The sequence below is a fragment of the Streptomyces montanus genome, assembly GCF_005786655.1.
GTDB lineage: Bacteria > Actinomycetota > Actinomycetes > Streptomycetales > Streptomycetaceae > Streptomyces > Streptomyces sporangiiformans.
The window spans coordinates 14,410-35,846 of record NZ_VBZC01000010.1; the positions used below are offsets into that span (position 1 = coordinate 14,410).

The window sequence follows — 21,437 nt, forward strand, 5'->3', positions numbered from 1 at the left end:
CTCCCCTGGCCGGCACCGCTCTTGGTGACCCCTGGCTTCTTCTCTCACCCATCCATATCCCTGCTCGGAGCCCGTGAAGCATCCACCCAGCGCGCCATCACGCCGAGCGACCCGCACCGAAGGAGGACCCGATGGGTCTCAGCAAATTCACGCCCGGCGGCTCCGACGACGACAAGGGCACCGGCGGTGGCCGACCTCCAGCGTCGTTCCCGCCCATGGGAATGCCATCCGGCGGCAGCGCCGACGATGACGTCAAGGAACTCCTCGTCGACTACAACGAGAAGTTCAAGAACGCCGATCCGACCTTGTTCCGTGACACGCTCATTGAGCAGGTCCTCTCGGTCATCATCAGCAAGACCAAGCCCAACGCTCTGCTGGTCGGTTCCGCCGGCGTCGGCAAGACGAAGATCGTCGAGGACATCGCACGGCGCATCGCGCTCGGTGACACCCTCATTCCCGACCAGCTCAAGGACTACACGATCTACGAGCTGCCCATCACCAACATCATCGCCGGGACAGGCATCGTCGGCTCACTGGAGGAGAAGGTCAAGGCGATCGTCGAGTTCGCCTCGGACCCCAAGAACAAGGCCATTCTGTTCATGGACGAGATCCACCAGATCACCGGAGGGTCCGGCAGCCATGGCGACGCCGTCGGCCGCAAGATCTCGCAGATCCTCAAGCCGGCCCTGGCCCGCGGCGACATGTCCGTCATCGGCGCGACCACCAGTACGGAGTCTCGGGCATTCGACGAGGACCCGGCCTTCGCCCGCCGCTTCACCCGGCTCATCGTCGACGAGCTGAGCGTGGAACAGACGCTGGCCGTGATGACCACGGTCCGTCCCGGCCTGATGGCGCACTTCCGTCATCAGATCGGAGTCTCCGACGACGTCCTGGCCTCGGTGGTGCAGATCGCCGAAGCGAACTCCCGGGCTGGCCAGCACCGGCCGGACAACGCCATCACGCTGCTCGACCGCGCGATGGCTGACCGGGTCCTGGAGCAGAAGAAGCTCATCGTCCAGGCCGAGAACGCCGGCGACACGGCACTCGCGCAGACCTTGCGGTCCATCCTGCAGGTGCCGCTGACGAGCACCCGTGTGCTCGATGTGGCCAAGCGCCTGATGACCGGAAACGCCCAGCGCAAGGACCTCGACGTCGCTGCGTTGAGCGCCACGCTCACCAGCCGCCTGCAGGGCCAGGACGACGTGCTCGCCAAGCTCACGGACCGTCTGGCCCGCGAAGAGCTCGACCTGTTCCCGATGAAGACGCCCACGACGTGGCTGTTCGCCGGGGCCTCAGGTGTGGGTAAGACCGAGGCGGTCAAAATCATCGCTGAGGAGACGACCGGCACCGAGCCGATCATCCTCAACATGACCGAATTCCACAGCGAGTGGTCGACGTCGAAGATCATCGGCTCACCTCCCGGCTATGTCGGATCGGACTCCAACCAGGAGCTCCCGTTCGACACGCTGGAGTCCAACCCCCACCGGGTGATCCTGCTCGACGAGTTCGAGAAGGCTGACAAGGCCGTGCAGCGCCTGTTCCTCTCGGCGTTCGACGAAGGCTACATCCGCAATGCCCATGGCAAGATGCTGGACTTCTCCAAAGCCCTGGTCATCTGCACGACCAACGCCGCCCGTGATTCGCTCGACGGCAAGATGATCGGCTTCGGCAACAACCCGAAGACCATCTCGAACCAGAGCCTCAACAAGGCACTGGAGCAGTTCTTCGACGCCGAGCTGCTGGGCCGGTTCTCACTGGTCGTGGGGTTCAACCCCATCGACCGGCAGACCTACCGGCAGATCATGGCCGCCGACTACGAGCGGCAGCGTGAACGGATCGTCGAGGCCAAGCCGCGGCTGGCCCAGGCGCTGCCCGCGTCGATGCCCGACGACGAGCTGCGCGCCATCGAAGAGACCACCTACGTGGACTCCCAGGGTGCGCGGCCGGCGCGCAAGGCTGTTCGCACCTGGATCGAGGACTGCCTGCTCGCTGCCCAGACCGGCGGCACAGCCTCGGCATCCCCGTCGGACGACTGAGCAGCCGTCCGCATCGCACCGAGGGCTCCTGTTCCGGATGTTCCGGAACAGGAGCCCTCGGCGTACCTCACCCCCCACACCCTCATTGCTCAGAAAGGGGGACAGCCATGTCCGCCAGGCTCCCCGAACCTCTGCTCCAAGAGCACCGAAAGCGAGCCATGGAGCTCTCCGCCGCGGCCCGAGCGAACCTCACCACCCATGTCCGGAGTACCGATGAACTCCGCAAACTGGGCCTCATGCTTGGCCTGATCGAGGTCGATCCCGCAGGATCCCTCGTCACGGCCTGCCCCTGGGATCTCGATGCCGGCGATGCTGCCGTCGATGGTCCCGACCGGCGCTCGGACTCGACTTCGAAGTGAGATGAGCTGCCGCTGATGAACGACCGCGCGCCTGGGTAGTGCGCGGTGTCCGGGGCGTGGCTTCGCCACATACCCCGGATTCAGGGGCCTAACGGCCCCTGACGGGTGGGTTGAGAGGAACACGGGCGGGGCTCGTCAGCTGACGAGCCCCGCCCGTGTTCGTACCTGCGCCCATGACCCAGCCCTGTCGCTGCACTCTTCGCTCACCTTCGAGCATTCGACTGACTATTCACCTCTTGTCAGAGTTGCTGTGCGATTGATTCATTCTTTCTCTCAATCCCCCTCTCGACCCGCTGGAGAAAGGCAACGACATGCCTGTCCTGCTTGATGACCTCGACCTCTCGGCCAATGCCGTTGCTCAGAAGGCTGTCGACCCGAAGTTCTTCTCCTCGAAGCTCACCGGCAACGGCAAGAAGATCGGCCTGCTCAACGAGTCCCTGCGGCCGATCAACACTGCCACCAACACCGCCTACGCCATGGCCACCGACATCGAGGTCAAGCAGAGCTCGACGCAGCACGACATCACCACGACATCGATCCCGCTCGCACCGATCACGCGTCGCGCCCTGAACGCAGGCGGGTCCTTCACCCTGCCGAGCCCGCACGCCGACGACCGCTTTACTGTCGACACCTCGTCCAGCCGATTCGACGACTGGGACGTCGCCTTCGACATGACCCCGCAGGCGCTCGTGTTCTACGAGGACAAGTCCGGCGGCAAGTCCACGCGCGACCTCGTCATCCAGTACCGGATGGAGCTGTACCTCTTCAAGAAGGGGCTCCCCGAGCCCGAGTACGCAACCGCCGCTTCGCGCTCGGTCGGCTACGGCAACCACGACGCCGCCGTCTTCCTGCAGTGGGACACCAGCCCGCTGGAGAACGCCCGTGACTACGTCCAGGACGTGCTCACATCCGCCGGCCTGACGGCCTCCAACCTCGGCGATGAGTTCGACGAGTGGATGCGCCAGTACTCGATCTACGAGCGCATCACGCGCCTGGCCCAGATCTGGGACTCCGAGGCGATTGCCGACGAGGTCTGCCGCTACATCCAGGACATGCCCGCGGGCCCGACGGAGCAACAGCTGAACATGCTCGCCGTCCAGCTGCGCTACCTGGAGAACTACAACGTCCCGCTGGAGGCCTACCGCCAGATCCACAAGCAGGTGGATGTGACCTTCTCCGACCAGATCGCCACGAAGCTGTCGAAGCAGAACCTCAGCCTGCTGATGAATCACACACTCGACCATCTGGAGCAGATGAAGCCTCAGCTGATCGTGCCTGCGCAGCCGGCCACGCCTCCGAATCTGCCGCCCCACCTGTCCAAGCAGCAGCTCGACGCGCTCACCACGCACGAGCCGCTGGTGATGACGCAGGCGGGAGCCGGCACCGGCAAGTCGACCGTGATCCTCGAACGGATCAAGTACCTCGAAGCCTGCGGCGTCCCCGCCTCGGACATCACGGTGCTCTCGTTCACCAACGCCGCTGCCGACAACATCACGGAGAAGAACCCGGACGTCGGCTCGATGACGATCGCCAAGATGATCATCGACATCTACTCGATGAACCACCCGAGGCACAAGGTCTCGGCGATCGACACCATCATCAACTCGATCGACATCTTCTACCCGAACAGCCAGTTCGCGGCGACGTTCCGCCACCGCCTGCTGGAGGTCGACCAGAACAGGACCGGCGCCTTCACGGCCCTGAACACCTTCGTCGAGAGCCACTTCGACGAGGTGATCGCCCTGCTCGACCGCATCGAACAGACTTCGCTGGAGCTGCAGATCATCATCTGCTACCAGAAGATCGACGACATGGCCGAGCCGGCCCATGTGCAGTCGAAGTACCTCATCATCGACGAGGTGCAGGACAACAGCGTGTTTGAGTTCATCTACGTGCTGAAGTACATCACCAAGCACGCTCAGTCCCTGTTCATCGTCGGCGATGCCTCGCAGACGCTGTACGAGTTCCGCTCGGCGAACCCGCGCGCGCTCAACACGCTGGAGGGCTCGGGGGTCTTCGCGACCTTCAAGCTCACGACGAACTACCGGAGCAACCAGGAGATCCTGGACTTCGCGAACGTCGTGCTCGGCGGACTGGAGACCAACCAGTTCGCCAACATCCAGCTGCAGGCGAACTCGCTCGCCATGCCCACGGCCGACTCGTTCCTGGAGAAGGTCACCCTGGAGTACCGCGAGGTGGCCAGACTCACCGGGTTCGTCACCCAGGACCTGCAGGCAACCGTGCGCAACACGGTCATCCCCAACTACGTGGACAAGTGCCTGGACCGGGGCGAGCAGGTGGCCTTCCTGGCCTACTCGCGCCGCGAGGTGTCCTTGATCCAGGATGTGCTCGAAAAGCGCTACCCGGACCGCCACGTCGCCTCTCTGGTCAGCGATCGCGTCTACGCCACGGACATCTTCTCGAAGTACATCAAGTTCTTCTGGAACGACGTCCTGCAGGCACCGCCGACCAACGCCGCGTTCGTGGTCTCCCAGGGGATCAAGGACAACATGGACAAGCTGACGAAGAACGCTGCCAACGCCAACGTCGAGAAGGCGATCCTGCGCACGATCTCCGAGTGGTGGATCGAGAACAGCGCGACCATCAACGGCTGGATCACGCTCTGCCACCAGGGCACGCTCACGCACAAGGCGTTCTTCGATCGGCTGCGCGACAACCTGCTCTCCTTCGAGATTCAGCGGAACCAGCAGAAGCTGAACATCAACAAGCAGAGGAACCAGGAGCGCAAGCGGAAGAACCTCGAGTCCAAGGCCGACCTGGTCGTTTCGACGATCCACGGTGCCAAGGGTCTCGAATTCGACAACGCTGTCGTCCTCTACAGGGAGGACACGAAGATGACCCAAGACGCCAAGCGGATGTTCTACGTCGCCTTCACTCGTGCCATGAAGAGCCAGTACGTACTCGGCTACGGCACCGTGAAGAACCCGCCGATCCAGAGCAGTTACGAGCAGATCGTGACGGCTCTGACCGAGCGTGACAAGAGGAACGCCGCTCGCGCCCTCGGCATCGATCCGGATCTCCTGGACGACAACGACAGCGCTGCTCCCGGCAGCGCCGACGACCGCTCCGCGGTCACCGCGGCCGTCTGACCAACCGCCGCCACCTCATGCCGTAGGGGCGGGTGTTCTCGACGAGAGGCACCTGCCCTTGCGGTCTTCCACACCTCACACCCCTGAATGACGCAGCCCCGAAGGTCACACCCCTCGCCGCCTGGGGCCACTACTCCAGCCGACACTCCGACCCCGAGTCCTTCCAACCCCACGACGAGGACGCCTACGGCCTGCGTCAGCAACAGCGCGACGCCGACACCCTGTCCGCGTTCGGCCGGGTGTACCACCACGCCGACGAACTCGTGCACGTCGCCGAGCAGCAGCTCGCCCGGCTGGCTCCCTCCGACCGGACCCGACGCTACGCCTGGCAGGTGCGGTAACTACGCGAGGCCACCCAACACCTGTACGCCGTCCAGGACGAGTGGCGCGCTGTGCACAATGAGCTGCTCAAGAGCGCCCGGCCCGGCACGAAGGCGTACGACGAATTGCTCGTCGAGAGCCTCGCCGAAGCCTGGCACTACCTCGACCAGGGGGTCATCCACGGCGAGGTTCTCTTCGCCATCAACGCCCTGGCAGAACGCCAGGCGTAGCAAACCGCACCCGCCATGCCCCCCGCACAGCGACCTCGGCGGGACGGCGGTGTTCGAGTATCCCCGGGCGTTGCCTCCCGCCGCCCGCCTCCACCACGCTTTTCCGCCGAAGAACAGGAATCCACCCATGGGCTTTCCCGGCCTGGAACTGAAGATCCGCATGTCGCTCGTGGCTGGCCCGGACTTGCGTGTATTCGTCCCCGTGCGGCTGTACTACAAGGACACCGACCCCTACGCGGTGCAGTTCTCCTTCGACGTCACGCCCGACGATGTGGTCCGGTGGACGTTCGCCCGGGAACTGCTCGACCAGGGCACCACGACTCCCGCCGGGATCGGCGACGTGAAGATCACCCCGGTCGGCCCGCTTCCGGACCGCTGCCTCAGCATCGAACTGGAGGCCCCCGACGGGTATGCCCGCCTGGAAGGATCGATCGCTCCCGTCAAGGAGTGGCTCGCCGAGACCTACGCGGCCGTCCCCGCAGGCCAGGAGTCCAAGGCCGTCGACATCGACAGCCTCCTCGACGAACTTCTGCCCCACTGACAGCGAAAGCCGAGCACGGCCCGGAGGCCCCCAGTCCCCGGGCCCGGCGCAACAAGACCCACGACGTCATGTCACACAGGCAGCGCGCTGACCACCTCTACACATGACTCACCCGCCAGAGCAGTCCCGTGACCGCTCACTTCCTTCATAAGACCTCGGCCATCAGCAGCGAGGAGGTCGCCGAAACCGCACCCGACCTCTCGACAGGTGCAACGAACCGAGAGGACCCACCATGCAGTTCCTCAACGAACACGAACTTCGGGCCTTTCTGCGGCTGTGCATCGACCCCGGCTCAGGCCGGGACAAGCGCACACCCGCCCGAATGGCCGACGCCGTTCACCCGGCCTGTGAGGACGCGCTCCGCGAGCTGGCTCCGCCGTACCTGGAGGCGTACCGGCGCAACGCCGACGACCTCGCGAAGCGGGCGGAGGGCATGCGTCAGGCATACGCCGTCGCCCTCCTCGCGTGGACCCGCGACGAGCAGCCCAGTGACCGCCTCCTCGCGCTCGCCGACGAGGCGACCGCCCACTCCCACGCCTGCCCCTGGTGCACCGTGAGCGGCGTCCTGTCCGCGCAGTGCAAGGACGGAACGCGCTTCGCGAAGGCGCTCCTCACCCCCTTCGAGGACACCCCGGCTGGCGACGCCCCCGAGGACCGGGCACAGCACTGCAACGGCGCGGCCCTCACTCACAATGAGACCGGGATCTGCAACCACCCCGTAGACCAGGCCGAGGAGCCGCCGTGCCCTCACGAGTCGTGGGACGTCACAAGCGAGTACCCGGCGCCCAACGGAGGCGGGTGGGTGAAATCCCGCAAGTGCAACGACTGCCGCGAACCGTTGGAGCAGATCTGCGAGCCGACCCCCCACTTCGAGGACAACGGCGCCCATGCACCAGCCGCCTCCGCATCCGGTCACGCCACCGTCGAGGAGACCATCGCGACCAGCCAGCCGGACACCTCCAGGACCGAGAAGCGCTCTCAGCGGCCGGCCGCGCTGCCGTGGACGAACGTGCTCCAGGGTGACGAGCCGTTCGAACTGCTCGGGGAGCTGAACCTTGTCCTCCAGGACGGGCACGCCCAGCACGAGGGGGAGACCCACGACGACCGGGCACGGCGGATCCTCGGCGGAATCGACCGGGTCCTCGGCTCCTGGCAGGACGCGATAGAGCATCGCCGGCCCACCTCGTACCTGACCCGCGACGGCCGCGTCTGGACCTACCGCGGCGAGCACCGCGCCAAGGGCGGGCCGGCCTTGTACGAGTCGCCCACCTCACCGAAGGCCTACACCTTCGCCGAGCTGCGCAACGTGTACGGCTGGGTGGCCGCCGTCCAGGGCCTGGCGCCGGTCGACGGCGAGACAGTCACCACCACGTTCGAGCACTACGCCGCCGTCTGCCGCGAGAACGGCCTGATCCCCTTCACCACAGCCCTCGTCCGCAGCGGCGCAAGCCCGGCGATGCACGCGGCCGTTCACGTCTCGATCGACCCAGACCTCGAACTCGACACGAACGCCGTCGACCAGGTCATCACCGCCGTCTGCGACGGACTGACATGCCCACCCTGGCGGAACAGGCGGCAGCCTTTCTGATTCCCCGGGCAACACCGGCGTCCGTGCCGTGACCTCCAACCCGCTGACACTGTCGAACGCAGAGTTCTACAACCGTCTGGCCTCGGGCCTTCCGCAGGCCTGTCAGGCGACGTGGGGCCGCTCAACCACCGTGCGGCCGCCCATTCGCCCCTCCCGCACCCACCCCACCACCTCCTTAAGGACACATCGTGCGCTCTGCCGCCGTACGGTCGGTCATCGCGACCGCGACCCTCGTCACCACCGCAGCTCTCACCCTCGCCGGCTGTGAGGATCCCGACACCGACATCGACCACGGCGAGGTCATCGACAAGCGCAGCCGGGCCGCCCAAGACCCCATCTACGACCAGATCGAGCGGCCAGCCCCCTGCCGGTCCACGCGCACCCAGATGCTCCGGAGCGCGCTCGCCAAGCCGAATCCCAGGCCCCGGTCACCCGCTGACACGAGCGATGACCAGCCGGACGCACCGCAGCCGCCGCGCACCGATACCTCGAAGAAGAGGCCACCGCGCTCGACACCGAGTCCACGCACACCGGACAAGGATGACTCCTCGGCCCGGTGCGGAATCACCACCGTGCCCGTCTTCAAGGGCTACAGAACGCCCGCGAAGTGGGAACTGCAGCTGAAGGAAGGCGATGTGACCGGCTGGGAAACCGTCACGCGCGAGGAGTACGACAGCGTCGAGATCGGCGACCGCTTCTGAACTGAACGACCCAAGGGTATCGCCGGGCCTGCGTCGACTCGCGGCATGACGCAGGACCCTACGACCACGCGGCCGCGGAGACCAGTCACGTTCAACCCTGCCGCGAACCTGGCGCCGCGCCGCCAACACGCCTGATGCCGGCCACCGTCACCCTCACCGAGTCCGTGCTCGATGAGAGCGAGGGCGTCTACCGCCCGGACAGCAGCGTGCTGCCCATCCGTTGAGCACCCCTGTGCTGCCACCACCACCCACATACTCCCGCGAAAGCGAGAAGTCTTCATGCCCGCATCCACGATCGTCGCCTCCGGCGGGGAGTTCCGCCTCTACGGGGACTCCGTGCAGACCTTCGCTGATCTGCCCGTGGCCACCTACACGATCGCCTTCTCTCAGACGACCGGCTACAGCCTGCGCCAGACGGAGCCGCTGGCATCCGCCGAGACCGTCTACGGCAGCCACGCCTCCCGTGTACAGCGGATCGTCACCGGCTACTCCGCCATGGACCGTTCGCTCGGCGTCATCCTCTCCGGCGACAAGGGCATGGGTAAGAGCCTCATGCTCCGCCTGCTCGCCGAGCGGATGCGCGAGGAACACCACCTGCCCACCGTGCTCGTGCAGCACGACACGCCGGGGCTGGCCGCCTTCCTCGACGAGCTGGGCGAAGTCGTCGTCGTCTTCGACGAGTTCGAGAAGATCTTCTCCAACGAGGACGACGAGTCGCAGAACCAGTTCCTGAGTCTGTTCGACGGGCTGAGCACGACGAAGCGCCTCTACGTCCTGTCGGTCAACGAGCTGCACCGCGTCAACGACTACATGCTCAACCGCCCCGGCCGCTTCCACTACCACATGCGCTTCGCCTACCCCGAGCCCGAGACGGTGGCCACCTACCTGCGCGACCAGGTGCCCGGAGTGGCCGAGAAGCAGGTGGCCGAGATCGTCGACTTCTCCCGGAAGTACGACATCAACTTCGACCACCTGCGAGCGATCGCCTTCGAGCTGCGCCTGGGCGAGTCGTTCGCTGAGGTGATCGGTGACCTGAACATCAAGCGCAGCGAGCACGCCGGCTCGCGGATCGAGGCCCACATCACCTGGAGGAACGGCGACACCGACGTCTTCGATGGCCGTGTCGATCTGTTCAACAGCCACAGCCTGCAGACCATCAACGACTGGGACACCGGCACCGGGCTGCAGTTCCGCATGCGCGACGCCGCCCCGTCCGAGGACGGCTACCAGCTCCCGGATGGTGCCTTCACGCTCACCGACCTCCGTGACGAGGACGACAGGTCGCCCGACGACGAGAAGGACCTGCGTGCCGCCGCGGTGATCCTGCGCCGTCCCCCGAAGTACTCCATCGACTTCTGAGGACGCCCCCATCCGAACCGCCGAGAAGCCACTCCGGTCTCCTCGGCGGTTCGCTGTCCGGCTCACGCGTTCCTGTACAGAAAGCAGCCTTCGACCATGCTCAAGTACCGCATCGTCTCCGATCCCGACCCCGGCGCAGAGCATCGTGAGCCCCGAAGGGCCAATCTTTGCCTCGGCAAGGACCGTCTCGTCACGGTCCTCGACTCCGAGGACCTGTTCTGGGCGACCAGGCGTGAGCTGATCTCCTTCGGCAACGACCTGCACTGAGCGCCATGCAGCCAGATCCGACTGTGCTGCTCGCCTGCCTGGCCGTCGCTGCGCTCGGCATCCTGTGCCTCGCCATCGGCGTTGGCCGTAAGCGGCGCTGGCGGGACCCCACCCGGCTTTACAGCTGGTCCCAGAAGCAGCAGCTCATCCGCCAGGCCAACGGCCGGTGCGAGCACAAACCGCCCCTCTGGTTCCGGTGCCAGGCACCGGGGACCGAGGCCGACCACATACACCCCTGGAGCCGTGGCGGGCCGACTGAACTGTGGAACGGCCAGTTGCTCTGCCGCCGGCACAACCGGCGGAAGTCCAACCGCCTGCCGAGCCCCCTCTACCGCTGGCGTCTCGCGCACCGGCGCAAGAAGTACTGACCACCCCGACACATATCAGGAGCAAACTCATGGCCTGGATCATCTGCCCGAACTACGGCGCGAAGCACGACACTTCGCAGGGAAGCACCAGGTGAGCGGGGCAGAGACTCCCCGCCGAGGCAGCCGGCCGGGCCGGGCGGGCATCAGAGACGTGGCTGCGGCGGCCGGGGTCTCCATCACGACCGTCTCCGACGCCCTCAACGGCAAGGGCCGGCTCCCGGACGCCACCCGACGCCATGTCCGTGAGGTCGCCGACCGGCTGGGCTACCGCCCGTCGGCCGCGGCCCGAACCCTTCGTACCGGGAAATCCGGCCTGATCGGCCTGACCGTCACCACGTCCGGGGATGAACGTTTCACCTTCACCGAGTTCGCGTACTTCGCCGAAATGGCGCGGGCCGCCACCTCGGCAGCACTCGCCCGGGGCTACGCGCTGGTCATCCTCCCCGCGACCTCGCGCCACGACGTGTGGTCGAACGTGGCCCTCGACGGCACCGTGGTCATCGACCCGTCCGACCAGGATCCCGTGGTCAGCGAGATGGTCCGGCAGGGATTACCCGTCATCTCCGACGGCCGCCCGGCCGGCTCGCTCCCGGTCACCGCGTGGGTCGACAACGACCACGAGGCCGCCGTCCTGGGCATCCTCGACCACCTGGCCGACGCCGGCGCCCGCCGCATCGGCCTCCTGACGGGGACCACGACCGACACGTACACGCATCTATCGACGACCGCGTACCTGCACTGGTGCGAACGCGTCGACCAGGATCCGGTGTACGAGGCCTACCCCGCGCACGATCCCTGCGCGGGCTCCGCCGCCGCCGACCGGCTGCTGGCCCGGTCCGACCGGCCCGACGCGGTCTACGGGCTGTTCGACCCGAACGGCACCGACCTGCTCGCCGCCGCCCGCCGCTACGGCCTGCGCGTCCCCGACGACCTGCTGATCGTCTGCTGCAGCGAGTCCACCGTGTACGCCAGCACCGAGCCGTCCGTCACCACGCTCTCCCTCAAGCCGCGCCGGATCGGCACGGCGGTGGTCCAGCTCCTCATCGACGCCATCGAAGGGGTGGACTCTGATCACCCGGTCGAGCAGGTGATACCGACCGAGCTGATCGTGCGTACCTCGTCCCAGCGACGTGCGCCGCGCACGACAGTCAGCCCGCCGCGGTCGCCGGAGGAGGGGTAGGGCACGGGCGGTCACCGACGGGCCCAAGGCCCGCGCGGGCGGTCGCCGGATGGTCCCTCAGCGACGGCCTCGACGGCTCAGCCAGCACGAAAGGCCTTCTTCCAGGAGGGCATCAGCGACGCCGTGAGCCGAGCCGCCAACGACGTGAGCGATCTCGCGCCCGAGAACGTGACGCGGCCAACCTCATCTACAGCGCCGCGCTGCACTACCTCGAGAACCCCGGCGCGACCCTGCGCCAGGCGATCGAGGCCAGCTGCGACCAGGACGTCGATGAGTCCTCGGCTGGATCCAGGACTGATCCGACCCGCAGCTTCCCCCACCACCGAAGGAGTAGATCATCATGGGCGCGAGCATGCTCACCGCCACCATCGCTTTCCCTGCCGAAAGCACCGAGCCGCCGAACTTCGACCGAGGCCGTCAGCTGCTCGAAGAGATCACAGACGCCTCGCTCTTCACCTTCGACGAGCCTGAGGCTGAACTGGAGGAGCTGCTGCCGGACCTGGACGGCGAGTCCGACCTCGTCGACGAGAACGGCGAAGTGCTCATCGAGTACGCCCGGCGTGCCGGTCTCGTCATCATCAACAACCTCGAAGAGGCCCTCGACTCCCGGGAGACGAACTTCCTCACGGTCGCCAACTACAGGCTCTACATCTCCGGCGGGCCCTCCAGCGGCGGCACCCCCACGGACGCGACCAAGGCGATCTGGGACGCTTACAAGCTGCCCGAGAGCGTGCTCCTCGCCATGGGCTTCATCCGGGACTATGAGCAGCCGCTCTCCCGCGCGAACAGCCGCGGGGCCAGCACGCCCCCCACTGACACCGACGTGGTCGACGCGATCGCGCTCGGCCTGGGCACCTCGCCGGAGTGGCCCGGCACGGACACCCTCAAGTGGATCGCCGAGGCCATCGGCAAGGTGCGTGACGAACCCGGTAACGCTGAGCCCATCGAGCACCTCAAGCGCTGGTCAGAGCGGTACGGCTTCGACCCGCTGTCGAGCAAGTTCCTCTCGGCGTACATCGACGAAGAGATCGGCAAGGTCGGCGAAGAGGAGAGCGAGGACTGACAGTGCTCGCACGACCCATAACCTGCAGCACTTGGTCAACCAGCTCAAGCACCACCTCGAAGAGGCCGGATACGAGACCACCCAGGCCGCCGTTGGAGGAGTTCGGCTACCTGAAGCGGACCAGGGAGCCCACCGACAAGGGCACCTTCCGGCGCGAGCAGGTGGTGTGCGATGACCCGGAGCTGCTTCAGGGCGAGCCACCAGCGCCTGAAAATCCGGCGCCGGAGAATCCGCCGGAATCGGGGCCACCAGGGACGGGAAATCAGGCGCCGGTAAACCAGGCACTCAAAGATAAAGACGGTAACCACAAAGAGAACCCTTCGGGTTCTGCCGCCCCAGGCGGCAGCGTGCCGACCGTGAGCCAGCGCGCCATGAAGGTCGCCAAAGGCTTCTGCGACAAGTACCCGCTGCACAGCTTCCACGGCGTTTGCTCGATGGACACGCGCGCCATTCAGGCGGGCTACGACGAACCGCGCATCACCCGCGCCCTCAAGGCCCTCGCCGAGGCGGGCAAGCCCGTGACGCTCGGTACCTTGCGATGGGAGCTGGAAGGGCCGCCGACGTTCGAGCGGCAGCCGCGCACGGTCGACGACCCCGGCACCTCGGTCAACGACCGCGGAGTGGACGAGGTGCTGTGGTGAGCGACGTCCCCGACTACGTCCGCGGCCCCGGCCTCCAGCGGCCCCGCCGCCCGCAGAGCACCACTTCGGCTGGCCGGGCCTCGTGCCCGTGGGCCGAGTGCAGGTGCGCGCACGAGCCTCCGTGTGTGGCGGGCTGGATCGACACCGACGAGCAGGAGCCCGAGCGGGGCGCCGACGGCCGACCCCGCACCCGGGACGGCCAGCCCGTCACCCACCAGACGACGCGCCCGTGTCCCAACTGCCGCCCCGAGGCGGCCCAAGCCCTGGCCGACCCGATGCTCACGCGCGGCCAGCAATTCTCGAAGATCCGTAAGCGCAAGGAGCGCTGACATGTCCTTAGCCCAACCCACCGAGACGCACCCCCCGACCCGGTGCGAGGAACTGACCCACGACCTGGCCGACGCCACAGAGAAGACGCGGGCGGCCTGGCTGTCGCAGCGCATCGTCGTCGCCACCTACCTGCGGGCCGTCATGCCCCACCTGGAGGCGGCGTTCCACCGAGGCAGGCTCGGCCACCTGCGCGACCTCGGGATGCTCCCGCCCTCGCTGACACACCCGCTCACCGGCCGCGAGAAGCAGGTCATCGTCCGCGTGGCGCGCGGCATGTCCAACGCGGAGACCGGCGCGAACCTGTTCCTCTCCGAGGACACGATCAAGACCCACCTGCGGCGCATATACAAGAAGACCGGCACGCACGACCGGGCCCACGCTGTCTCCCTCCTGCTGATCCGGGGCGACATCACGGCGGCCGACGTCCTCGAGCCCCTGGATGACGACCGTTGACGCCTTCTCTCGCACCTGGTGCCCGCAGACAGCACCGGGCGCCCGGTCCACCTCGTCGAATTCCGGCGGCGCGGCGACGAGTACCCAGCCGCTGCGCTGGCGGGCATGGTGCGCGGGCGGCCAGTTTCACAGCGCCACTGTGAACGTCTGGCTCCCGGACGGCTCGTATCCCATCGAGGCGACCACGCTCACCGACACCGCGGAGTTCCAGGACTTCTCCTGGGGCCACGGGTACGAGCGCGAGATGCCGCTCGACACCCCCGCGAAGGAAGTGACCGACGCCGTCCTCGCCACGCTCCAGGCCCAGGAGAAGCAGAGCGTGCTGGTCAGCAGAGCCCCGTACGACAAGCCGGGGTCTCCGTTCCACGGAGGCCCCGGCTTCGTCATGCCGTCGTGCTCGCCGCCTCCCCACAACATCCCACCGCACGTCAGAGAAAGCGCAGCACACTCATCATGACCAAGCCGACCAACCCCTACGCCCACGCCTACGCGGACTTCCTGCGCGAAACCGCCGAGCACCAGCTCGTGGTGCTCCACGATGACGGCCTCTACCGTCATCTGCGGATCCAGAAGCCCTGCACCCGCATGTGGTCCTGGGACATCACCACCTGGCCGGGGCACCTGGCCACCTCCGGCGACATCGCTGACGGCTACATGTTCACCCGCGAACTGGACATGATCGACTTTCTTAGCGTCTCCAGGAGGTGCCGCGACTACCGACGGCGGGCCAGCCACCCGGCGACCGAGGCGGTGCAGTCATGAGCCGCCGTCCGATCCAGGACCCAGCGTTCGACGCAGAAGGTGACAGCGAGATCCACCCCGCCTTCGGCGTCGCGGTCGTGACGCGAAGAAGTGGCTCAGGTCGTTCGCTGTTCCAGTCCGACCTGCTCCACAACGAAACCATCTCGCTCTCCGTCCACCAGGCCACACGCAAACGCGACCTCAACCACGACTGGGTCCATCCAGGCCGGGAGCTCGTGGAGATCGAGATAAGCCTCGCGCAGTGGGGCTCGCTCGTGTCCTCCATGGGTCTCGGCAGCGGAGTGCCGGTGACCATCCGGCGTACCGAGCACGACGCCTTCGTGCCCGAGATCCCTCATCAGCCTCGCACCGCCGAGAGCCTGCGGGAGGTCCGCGAGGTCACCGACCGGATGTACGCCCGTGTCAAGGCCGCCACGGCGGCACTGCACGAGGCGATCCACGAGAAGAAAGGCGTGAGGGCCACCAAGGAAGCACTCAGCGCACTGGAGAACGCCGTCGCCGGTGCGGGCAGCAACGCCCAGTTCACCGTCGACTCACTCGTGGAGGCCGGCGAGCAGGTCGTCGCCCAGGCCCGCGCCGACATCGAGGCCCACGTCCTGGAGGTTGTCCGGCTGACGGGTGCCAAGTCCTCCATCGAAGCCTCGTCATTCGATGCCCCAGCGCTACCGGGACCAGCTACCAGCCGAGAGGAGCCCACCGATGCCTGAACTCACCGTGCCCGATGAGCTGTTCGACACCGATTTCGTCGCCTCCGACGAGCACAGCCTGGCCGACCGCTTCGACTGGATCATCCAAGGCGGCCAGCTCGTCCACGCTCCCGTCGTCGGCTGGACCTGGGCGTGCCCCGAGTGCGGCGAGTCCGGGACCTTGTCGAAGGACCCTGTCGCCCTCGCCTCCCCGCACGGAACGCAGCACGCAGCGGGCCCGTTCGACACCCTCGTGCCACTCCTGGTCTCCGTCGTGCGCGCGTTCCCCGGCTCTCCGCCGCAGGCCGACTGAAGCACCAGCCTCGACAAGGAAGAGACACACCAGTCATGAACGCACTCACGACCATCGGGACGCCGCGCCGGCCCCGGGCCGTCATCGTCGACATCGACGGGACGGTCGCCAAGCATGTGCTGTCCGACGGCACGCAGCTGCGGGGCCACCACGACTACCGCCTGGTGGTCTGGGATCTGCCCAACCCGCCGGTCATCGACACGGTGAACGCGCTGCGCGACGCTGGCCACCAGATCATCTTCTGCTCTGGCCGGCCCGAGCGTGACGACCGGGGGTACAGCGTCCGCGCTGCGACCCGGGGCTGGCTGGGCCAGCACCTGGGGGAGTGGGCTGACGATGCTCTGCTGCTGATGCGCGGCCAGGGAGACATGCGCCCCGACCACGCCGTCAAGCACGAGCTGTTCAACGCCCACATTCGTGACGCCTACGAGGTCCCCCTAGCCCTGGACGACCGTGACCGAGTGGTGGCCCTGTGGCGCTCGCTCGGCATCGTCTGCCTGCAGGTCGACGAGGGGAACTTCTGAAGTCGCGACCGTCCATCCATCAGGGCCCGTGCCCCGGCTCCGCACCGTGCGGGACTGGGGCACGGGTCTCTTCTTTCTCCTAACCGCTCCGCCTCTCAGAAGCGGAGCGGTGGACCATTCGACGCCCTTATCGACTCGGCGAACAAAGTCGTATGCGAGTCGATGACAAGCTATTCCCGACTGATTAGGCTGAAGCTATGACTCACAACAGCAACGCTCACGACAACGGCACTCCAGACGCCGAGCTCCCGAAGTTCTCCGTCAATGTCGTCCCGACCGACCAGCTCAGGCGCGAGGACCTCGCCACGATGCTGAACCTCTATCGCCGCGGCGAGATCACGCCGCTGATCTTCGGGGACGACAACAAGCCCGAGGCCGCGATCATCCCCTTCGCCGCGTTCGTGCGCCTCATGAAGTACGACCACGCGGCCCACGTCCACGCTGAGGCTGCTTTCCAGGCCGAGCTCTCCCGCCGCATCCAGGAGTCCGACGCCTCCGGCGAGGCGAGCATGACCATCGAAGAGCTCGCCGAGAGCCTCGGCCCGCTCGGTCAGCAGTGGGCGGATGAGCATCGTGCTGCCCAGCAGGAGAAGCGTGATGAGTGAGCGTCAGCCTCCCATCCGCCTCCTGCCGACGACCGGTCTCAAGCAAGACCTCCAGGCGCTCCACGACGCCGCGGTGATGCACCCTCATGGATCGGAGGATCGGCTCCTGCGCGTGGCTCTCAACCAGATGGGCCGGATCAAGCAGGGCGCGCCGAGCACGCACCCGCTGGAGTACATGCCCAGTTATCCCGACCTCGCTGATTGCGAGACCACGTACGTCGGCGCGGATCCGAATACGAAGCCCTCGCACCGGATCGTCTGGCGGGAGCGCGCGCCCCAGCGCCCGGGCGAGCCCGTCACCCGCGAGATCATCGCCCTGGGTGAACGCGCGAACGGGCAGGCCTACTACATGGCCGGCCAGCGCCTCGGTCGCCCCGTGGGCTTCACTCTCGCCGAGCTGGCCGCTCAGCGCGAGCCGATCGCGAGTCCCTCACGACCCCGGCAGCGCTCGATCGGCAGCTTCGACACGCCATCCATGAGCGAGCCTGACCTCCAGTTCGAGTGACCTTTAATCCGCGATTCTCTGACCATTGAGAGCTTCTCATAGGATGGAAGTGATAGTGATTCGATACGAGCGAGATGGTGACGATGTACGACTACGAGCCAGTGGCTCAGGCGATTGCTCCTGATGTCGAACCCCAGTCCAGCGCAGCCATGGGACGCCGCCGGCGGATCGGTCCTCGTTCCGCCCTCTTCGTACGGCGCGGCACCGGACTGACGATCGCCCTCGGCATGGCCTACGGGATCTTCCACGTCATCTTCCGCACTGAGGTGTTCGCCCCCGTACTGGCCTACGTCGGACCCGTCAAGGACTTCATCGGCTGGGTGGTCGAGGACCCGGGGCGGGCCTGGATCGCGCTGGCGGCCCTCGTCATCCCGCACATCGGGCTGTACTACCTGCTCTTCGAGGACCGGAAGTAGGGCGGGGCGTCATGGTCAGGACCATGTTCAAGAGCGCTCGTGCCATCATCGCCCTCGTTCTGATCTTCGTGACCGGCTCGGCGCGGGCATAGGCCCGGTCAGTTGCTGGGCCGTACTGATCCGTGCCCTGGTTCCGGGCGCTGCGCGCTCTCGTGGCGGGCCCGGGCCGCCAACTGGGGTTCGTAACTTTGCTGCGGCATGGCTCGTTTTGCGAGTGGTGCCGCCTTCGTTGCGCTGTGACGGTGCCCGGTCGAGTGTCGCGTCAGCCCACGTCTGGTGCGAACGGGTAGGCCCCAGACGCGCGGCGTCGTTCGCAGCGCCTCGGCCACACAGGAGTGCCGGATCGTGGGACTGGCCGGAGACGGAACTATCATGACCAATTCCTATCCGCGCAGGCGTTCCCAGCGGCGTAGCGAGATCCCCCGTGGACCTGAACAGACGGAAGGTCTGCAGCAGATCCGCGATGTCCTGCTGCCCGCGTCCGCGGCATGCACCGTGCCGCCTGCTCCTCGCCCTGCAGAGGACGGAGTGCCGCGGGAACTGCTGGCACTGGTCGCCTACCACTGCCGACACATCAACGCCTACCTCGCCCGCGCCCAAAGCCTGGGCACCGTGCATGGAGACTGTATGGGCGAGTGGCAGCGCCTGGTCCTGTACGCCCTGACCGACGCTCTCGCCCACAACCATCTCCTGGTCGGCACGATCGCCGCCTACCTCCAGCGCCAAGATCTCGATGCCGACCTTCTGCGCCGCTACCTGCAGTCACCCCACCCTGACCGCTACGTCACCCGGGAGGCCGTTGATCACCTCGATGGCCTGACGGGAGCCGTGCCCGAGAGAAGCACTGAGCCGACTTGGGCCGCGGTCGGCCGGCGGATCGCCCGAGACGCTCGCTGACGGCTGGCGAGGGGGAGCAGCCAGCCGGGATGTTCGGACTAGCTGCTCTCAGCTCGGGAGTTTCCCGCTCGGTTCGGTCGTGCTTCATCTGTCCTGCACGATGAAGCAGGCCCGTTCGTAGAGCTCGTCGAACGTGATGACTTCGACGTCCTGGATGGATCGCCTGTACTGCTCGAAGGAAGTGATCTTCTCGGGGTTCGCCGCGCCGCCGTCGGTGAACTCGCTGAGGCTTCCGATCACCAGCACCTGTCGCGGGCGGACGGTGGAGACCTCGATGCCGGTCGGGGCACCGTCGTCCCGGAACTGCCTATGCAGTTGACCGCTGACCAGTTGTTGGGCCTTGTAGGCGGTCTTCTGTACCTGCGCCACGGCGCCGACGACTTCCTTGGAGACCTGATAGACGTCCGGCGCCCGGTACGGTGCGCTGGCCAGCAGGGATGTCAGATGGGTCTTGATCTCGCAGAACAGCAGGCTGCTGATGAAGCCCCTGGAACGCATGACGGCATCACTGCGCTTTCCCGCCCCCGCGAAGATGTTCGCGCCGGTCGTGATGCGCTCCAGCTTGCCGTCGTCGTAGGGGCCACAGGCAACGAAGGTGAGACCGTATCCAAAGATCCAGGAATTCTTTTCGAAGAAGCCCTGCCAGACCGCTTCCGGCCCGGCCACCTGAGCGCGCTCCTGCTGGAAGAACTCCGGGTCGTTCAACAACCGGTCGAACCTTTGGAGTTGGGCTTTGCGGTTGCTGATCAGTCGGATGTCCTCTTCCGTGAGGGCGCCGCCGACGGCGGCTCTGACGGCTTCGAGGAGTGTTGTGCGGTCCTGGTCGGCCAGGAGGCGAGCCAACTCTGCTTCGTCGCCGACGACCAGCCGCAGGCTGCTGTCAGGGATGTCCAGCCCGACGCAGCTTTCGAGGAAGCGGATGACCTTCCAGAAGCTCTCGTGGGCATCGCTGGTGTCGACGAGTGCCTTGACGATCTGAGGGGCCTCGGTGCCGGGTATCGCTTCCGTGGCTGCCGTCTTTGCAGCCTTGCTCTTGTCCTTCTTCCACAGCTTGATCCTGGGTGAAAGGACACCGTCCTTGTTGATGAGGGTCACGTTGCACAACGTGGCCACCCGCTGCCGGTCGTCCAGAAGGAAATCGGTGATCAAGCGGCTTCCGCGAGTGTCGTAGAAGTAGGGGAGCCCTTGGTCTTGGTCGCGAATCTCAAGATCTGAGAAGTCCTGCGCCGTAACATCGAACTCTGTGGTCTGGAGGCCGATGCGGAAGCCCCGCAGGACGGGGAGATCGGGCTCGGCCGTCTGGTCCCTCCAGTCCGGCGAGACGGCCGGTAGCGGTCCCATGTCGCCTTCGACCACGAGGGACTGGACGTCCGCGCGCTGGAGACGAGTGAGTACGCCTTCCAGTCGTTGCCAGACCGCGTTGATGACGGCCTCCGTGAACGCTGGCAGAAGGACAGAAGGCACGGTGAGGACTGCCTCGTACGTGGCGTCCGTCCATCCGTCACCGGGAATGGGGTGGTAGAAGCCGCCGTCACGGCGCAGCGTCAGAACAGTCGGGCGGAGCAGGTCGCGGGCGACTTCCTCGCCGTCGCGATCGAGGAGGCTGCAGGTCTGTCCGAGGACGAGGTCGAGTTTGCCGGTGTCGTCGTCATCGAGCGGCAGTGAGACCAGCGGGCCCGTAGTCGGTGCGGGCGCTGGAGCGTAGACCGGCCGCCCCGATATGAACTTGAAGGCGCGGAGAGTCCAGCCGTCCGGCCCGAGGAGGCGGTTCAGCTTCGCAACCTGTTGGGATGCGCGGTCAACGTCGGGCTGCACCTCGGGATGCACCAACCGCGCCAGGAAGGCGAGAAGTACCTCGTCAGGGCCCTCGTGGAGCTGGAACGGGGGGTATTCGAAGACCCAGTCGTCGTCCCAGTCGAGTGGGTTGTCCACCCGGTGCTTAATGATGTCTTCTCGTGCCGTCGTGTACCGGGAGTCCGTCGACGCCAGCCTGTCGAGGTCGTACAGGGATCCGAGGAAGTCGATCTCGTCGAGTCGCCCCCACCACGGGGCGCCCTCACCGCTCAGGTAGTCGAAGATGTCGCGTCGCGTAAGTGTCGTGATCCTCTGTGTGCTCTGTGTGCTCTGTGGTGCCGGGGAGGCGGCGAACTGCGTCATACCCACAGGATGGACGTCCGCCGAC

General features: G+C 66.5%; 25 protein-coding genes and 1 pseudogene. 25 read left to right on the forward strand and 1 reads right to left on the reverse strand.

Annotated elements, in window-relative coordinates; genetic code table 11:
• The first annotated feature begins 131 nt into the window (after positions 1–131).
• The 25 genes and pseudogenes from FE633_RS10755 to FE633_RS10865 all read left to right on the forward strand — a co-directional run bounded on the left by FE633_RS10755 (position 132) and on the right by FE633_RS10865 (position 19,255).
• Entirely contained in the window at positions 132–2,036 is a 1,905-nt protein-coding gene (locus FE633_RS10755; protein ID WP_138044896.1) for an AAA family ATPase, read from the forward strand.
• Between the two features lie 107 nt (positions 2,037–2,143).
• Positions 2,144–2,395, forward strand: coding sequence for a hypothetical protein (locus tag FE633_RS10760; RefSeq protein WP_138044897.1), 252 nt, complete (start codon positions 2,144–2,146; stop codon positions 2,393–2,395).
• 311 nt (positions 2,396–2,706) lie between these two features.
• A complete protein-coding gene (locus FE633_RS10765) occupies positions 2,707–5,505 on the forward strand; it encodes a UvrD-helicase domain-containing protein (protein ID WP_138044898.1) in 2,799 nt (932 codons plus the stop codon).
• 32 nt (positions 5,506–5,537) lie between these two features.
• A complete protein-coding gene (locus FE633_RS48250) occupies positions 5,538–5,846 on the forward strand; it encodes a hypothetical protein (protein WP_246113551.1) in 309 nt (102 codons plus the stop codon).
• A 51-nt stretch (positions 5,847–5,897) separates the two neighbouring features.
• A complete protein-coding gene (locus FE633_RS48255; protein WP_246113552.1) occupies positions 5,898–6,056 on the forward strand; it encodes a hypothetical protein in 159 nt (52 codons plus the stop codon).
• 127 nt (positions 6,057–6,183) lie between these two features.
• Positions 6,184–6,597: an SsgA family sporulation/cell division regulator gene (locus tag FE633_RS10775; protein WP_138044899.1), complete on the forward strand. Its 414-nt coding sequence runs from the start codon at positions 6,184–6,186 to the stop codon at positions 6,595–6,597.
• Positions 6,598–6,829: 232 nt separating this feature from the next.
• Entirely contained in the window at positions 6,830–8,185 is a 1,356-nt protein-coding gene (locus tag FE633_RS10780; protein WP_138044900.1) for a hypothetical protein, read from the forward strand.
• A gap of 188 nt (positions 8,186–8,373) precedes the next feature.
• A complete protein-coding gene (locus FE633_RS10785) occupies positions 8,374–8,886 on the forward strand; it encodes a hypothetical protein (protein WP_138044901.1) in 513 nt (170 codons plus the stop codon).
• A 279-nt stretch (positions 8,887–9,165) separates the two neighbouring features.
• Positions 9,166–10,245 carry an AAA family ATPase gene (locus tag FE633_RS10790; protein ID WP_171059891.1) on the forward strand — a complete coding sequence of 360 codons (1,080 nt, stop codon included), beginning with the start codon at positions 9,166–9,168 and terminating at the stop codon, positions 10,243–10,245.
• 96 nt (positions 10,246–10,341) lie between these two features.
• Entirely contained in the window at positions 10,342–10,512 is a 171-nt protein-coding gene (locus tag FE633_RS47110; RefSeq protein ID WP_171059892.1) for a hypothetical protein, read from the forward strand.
• Between the two features lie 5 nt (positions 10,513–10,517).
• Positions 10,518–10,880 (forward strand): HNH endonuclease, encoded by a 363-nt coding sequence (locus FE633_RS10795; RefSeq protein WP_138044903.1) that lies wholly within the window; start codon positions 10,518–10,520, stop codon positions 10,878–10,880.
• A gap of 91 nt (positions 10,881–10,971) precedes the next feature.
• Entirely contained in the window at positions 10,972–12,060 is a 1,089-nt protein-coding gene (locus tag FE633_RS10800) for a LacI family DNA-binding transcriptional regulator (RefSeq protein ID WP_171059893.1), read from the forward strand.
• 340 nt (positions 12,061–12,400) lie between these two features.
• Complete coding sequence (locus FE633_RS10805; RefSeq protein ID WP_138044904.1) at positions 12,401–13,123, forward strand: hypothetical protein; 723 nt, start codon at positions 12,401–12,403, stop codon at positions 13,121–13,123.
• 92 nt (positions 13,124–13,215) lie between these two features.
• The gene (locus tag FE633_RS10810) at positions 13,216–13,764 is read left to right on the forward strand and encodes a hypothetical protein (protein WP_138044905.1); all 549 of its coding nucleotides are present in this window, start codon (positions 13,216–13,218) and stop codon (positions 13,762–13,764) included.
• 125 nt (positions 13,765–13,889) lie between these two features.
• Positions 13,890–14,093 carry a hypothetical protein gene (locus FE633_RS10815; protein WP_138044906.1) on the forward strand — a complete coding sequence of 68 codons (204 nt, stop codon included), beginning with the start codon at positions 13,890–13,892 and terminating at the stop codon, positions 14,091–14,093.
• Positions 14,094–14,286: 193 nt separating this feature from the next.
• A pseudogene (locus FE633_RS48260) lies at positions 14,287–14,547 on the forward strand (helix-turn-helix domain-containing protein); the annotation flags it as partial.
• Positions 14,534–15,004 (forward strand): hypothetical protein, encoded by a 471-nt coding sequence (locus FE633_RS10825; protein WP_138044908.1) that lies wholly within the window; start codon positions 14,534–14,536, stop codon positions 15,002–15,004. The pseudogene FE633_RS48260 and the gene FE633_RS10825, both read left to right, overlap by 14 nt.
• Positions 15,001–15,309: a hypothetical protein gene (locus FE633_RS10830; protein WP_138044909.1), complete on the forward strand. Its 309-nt coding sequence runs from the start codon at positions 15,001–15,003 to the stop codon at positions 15,307–15,309. Before FE633_RS10825 ends, FE633_RS10830 begins: the two co-directional genes overlap by 4 nt.
• Positions 15,306–16,016, forward strand: coding sequence for a hypothetical protein (locus tag FE633_RS10835; RefSeq protein ID WP_138044910.1), 711 nt, complete (start codon positions 15,306–15,308; stop codon positions 16,014–16,016). The genes FE633_RS10830 and FE633_RS10835 overlap by 4 nt, the downstream gene beginning before the upstream one ends.
• Positions 16,009–16,308, forward strand: coding sequence for a hypothetical protein (locus tag FE633_RS10840; protein WP_138044911.1), 300 nt, complete (start codon positions 16,009–16,011; stop codon positions 16,306–16,308). Before FE633_RS10835 ends, FE633_RS10840 begins: the two co-directional genes overlap by 8 nt.
• A gap of 35 nt (positions 16,309–16,343) precedes the next feature.
• The gene (locus FE633_RS10845) at positions 16,344–16,832 is read left to right on the forward strand and encodes a phosphatase domain-containing protein (protein WP_138044912.1); all 489 of its coding nucleotides are present in this window, start codon (positions 16,344–16,346) and stop codon (positions 16,830–16,832) included.
• A gap of 197 nt (positions 16,833–17,029) precedes the next feature.
• Positions 17,030–17,437: a hypothetical protein gene (locus tag FE633_RS10850; RefSeq protein ID WP_138044913.1), complete on the forward strand. Its 408-nt coding sequence runs from the start codon at positions 17,030–17,032 to the stop codon at positions 17,435–17,437.
• Positions 17,430–17,942, forward strand: coding sequence for a hypothetical protein (locus tag FE633_RS10855; protein ID WP_138044914.1), 513 nt, complete (start codon positions 17,430–17,432; stop codon positions 17,940–17,942). Before FE633_RS10850 ends, FE633_RS10855 begins: the two co-directional genes overlap by 8 nt.
• A gap of 74 nt (positions 17,943–18,016) precedes the next feature.
• Positions 18,017–18,358: a hypothetical protein gene (locus FE633_RS10860; RefSeq protein ID WP_138044915.1), complete on the forward strand. Its 342-nt coding sequence runs from the start codon at positions 18,017–18,019 to the stop codon at positions 18,356–18,358.
• A 372-nt stretch (positions 18,359–18,730) separates the two neighbouring features.
• Positions 18,731–19,255: a hypothetical protein gene (locus FE633_RS10865; RefSeq protein WP_138044916.1), complete on the forward strand. Its 525-nt coding sequence runs from the start codon at positions 18,731–18,733 to the stop codon at positions 19,253–19,255.
• Between the two features lie 84 nt (positions 19,256–19,339).
• Here the strand turns inward: FE633_RS10865 and FE633_RS10870 are convergent, their stop codons facing one another.
• Positions 19,340–21,412, reverse strand: a complete 2,073-nt coding sequence (locus FE633_RS10870; protein WP_138044917.1) for a Shedu anti-phage system protein SduA domain-containing protein — start codon at positions 21,410–21,412, stop codon at positions 19,340–19,342.
• Between the last annotated feature and the right edge of the window lie 25 nt (positions 21,413–21,437).